A 2760-nucleotide genomic window follows, 5' to 3' on the forward strand; every position below is an offset into this window, starting at 1 on the left:
ATACAGATAGGTAAGGGTTTGAAGTTATCGCTCCCTTTTCCCCCCGTTCACACCGTACATGAGACTTTCACCTCATACGGCGTTCCAACTAATCCAATTCGATTTAATCATCAACACTTCATGAAATCGTAACCTCTTCCGTGTCTCAATTCTTCCGTTTCAATAAGTCGGTGCCTCCCGTAGGAGGTAAACCTCTTTTAGTCTTACGAGAACCTTATTAACCGATAAAGATTTGCCTTGCATGATTAAATGATTCTTCATTAGTCTGGTGGCTATCCCTCCATGTTGATTAGACACTTCATTGGTACTGTTCCACCACTTTCACTGATATAAAGATAAGTTATACAGCAGCTACTGTCACCGCCGCTTTCCTTATCAACGCTTCTTTGGGAGTAAGCCCTCCACGTTATCAGCTTACAATGTTGAATTATATCTATTATAAAATGAACTTAGGTGCTTCCTGTAAGCCTGTTAGCGTTCATACGCCTGTAACGTATCATGGATTTTCATATTAGCTAGTTTTACTCACCCACATCTAACCTCACAATTTGGTGATATACACATTTCTATGTATCGCAGGTATAGACCCGTACATTCAGAAGTTCGTCAGCTTAACCTTTTCTTTTAGGTTTATTCGCATTCTCACCATATTCATTTAACTCAAGCATCATGATTTACACCACCCCATCGGGTAGGCTTTCGTCAGCTTAACCTGTTACGGTAAATTCTTACGCCTTTTCACCGAGCTTATAACACTATCATTCTTACTAAATCCAGTGCTATTCGATTAAGAGAGAACCCTTCAAGGCGTTACCCCATCATTTGATTCTTCGATATAATCCTTCAGTTCCGATAGGAACTGTCTAGCCTTTACCTGAGTATTGTGACCAATCTCAATTTAAGCTAGAAACATTTCGCACAACTAAACTGCCACGTTAGAATTCCTGTAGATAGCTAATTCTCAACTTTGAAAAAAATTAGGTCCCTCAGTAAGATATGAGTATAGACATCACTCTAACTCAAAACCTTAAGGAGGAACCCTAATATGAAGTTTAAGATGCAAGACAAACAAAATCAACTAATTGAGAGAATTTCCGATAGACACCTTGTGGTTGGTGTGGATATCGCACAAGAATTGCACGTAGCTAGAGCCGTGAATTTCCGTGGAATAATAGTCGGAGATCCTCTTACATTTGAAAATAATGAAGAGGGTTTTGCTAGATTACTACAATGGATTAACCAGTTAAAAACCTTAAAGGGATTTGCTTCTACTATAATCGGCATGGAACCTACAGGACATTACTGGCTTAACCTATCAAAATGGCTATATGATCAAGATATTGAAGCAGTAACCGTTAACCCCCACCTCGTAAAAAAGAATAAGGAAAACCGAGATAATAGCCGATCGAAAAGTGATAAAAAAGATGCTCTTGTTATCGCTGATATGGTCAAGAATGGTTACTATTCCTTTATTCGTCCCACTTCAGAGGCCTTTGAAAAACTAAGAGTTTTAATGTCTAACCGTGACATGACGGTTAAACGACTTGTCAGTTCTGTCAATCAAATCAACCGTTGGGTCGATATTGTTTTTCCAGAACTTCGACAGGTATTCAAAGATGTTAAAGGCAAAGGGGCCATGGCAACTCTTCGCTTATTCCCTACACCAATTGAACTACGTTCAATGAAAGCACCAGATATCGTTGTAGGCTGGAAAACCCAAATGAAGAGACAACCTGGGTTAATAAAAGCACAAGTATTAATTGAATTAGCTATGCATTCAGTCGGGACTCAACAAGCACTTGATGCTTATAAACTACACCTGGAACAATTAATTGAAGAGTTTGATCTAGCAACCGCGCAACTTGAGCGAGTTGAAAAGGAAGTCACTGAAGTCCTTAAACGAATACCTTTCGCAAGAAAGTTACTTGCCATTAAGGGGATTAGCGAAATTGCCCTTGCAGGCATTTTAGGAGAATCAGGAGATCTAAGTGGATTTGCACACGGCAATTCTTTATTGCGTCATGCTGGATTGCATCTTGCAGAGGCTAGTTCAGGTAAATGGAAAGGTCAAATTGTCCTCTCCAAACGTGGGAGATCCCGTTTACGGCGATTCTTGTACTTAGCCACTATGAGTCTTGTCATGAACAACCCTGATTTTAAAGAGCTGCACGCTAACAATGTTAAATTGAAAAAGATGAAGAAAATGAAATCGATTATGAAATTAATTAATAAACTCGCAAGAGTATTAGTTGGGATGGCCAGAAAGAATGAATCTTATCGTCCTTTCAAAGTACAGCCCTTAACACCCTTAGCTGCATAAAGTGAAAATTGACTACATTTTTTAGAATCAATCAAAATAATTAAACTTTAAGATTAATATCTTTCGAATATTGGCTTATTCGTAGGATCTCAAAGAAAGTACGAAGTACCGGATTTATTGAGCAAAAGGGCTCTGACCCGTTCCGTTAGAAAGACCGGCCTCTACCACTTGGATAGGTGTGACGAAGGAATGAGAGGGCATTTGACCCGTTGAGACATGGGAGTGAAAACCTCCAAGGGTGGCGTGGAGAATACGTACATTATATGGAAATTACTGGAGTTTATATTAGCCTCCTTTATTTAAGTACGCCTTCATATAGCCAAAATGGTCAAAACTCATTCAATCTATCCCCTTCTATTCTTTCAAGTGATTTGAAATCCTGCGAATAAGTGAGTATTCGAGAGATAATCGTATCTAACTGAGGGAGCTCAATAAGAAAA

Annotated in this window: 1 protein-coding gene; it reads left to right on the plus strand. The window is 39.0% G+C overall.

What is annotated here, in order from left to right; all coding sequences use genetic code 11:
* Positions 1-1045: 1045 nt before the first annotated feature.
* Positions 1046-2320, plus strand: coding sequence for an IS110 family RNA-guided transposase (locus tag ACGLXV_RS15145; RefSeq protein WP_391559307.1), 1275 nt, complete (start codon positions 1046-1048; stop codon positions 2318-2320).
* Positions 2321-2760 lie beyond the last annotated feature (440 nt).

Source organism: Robertmurraya sp., assembly GCF_036676585.1.
Lineage (GTDB): Bacteria > Bacillota > Bacilli > Bacillales > Cytobacillaceae > Robertmurraya_A.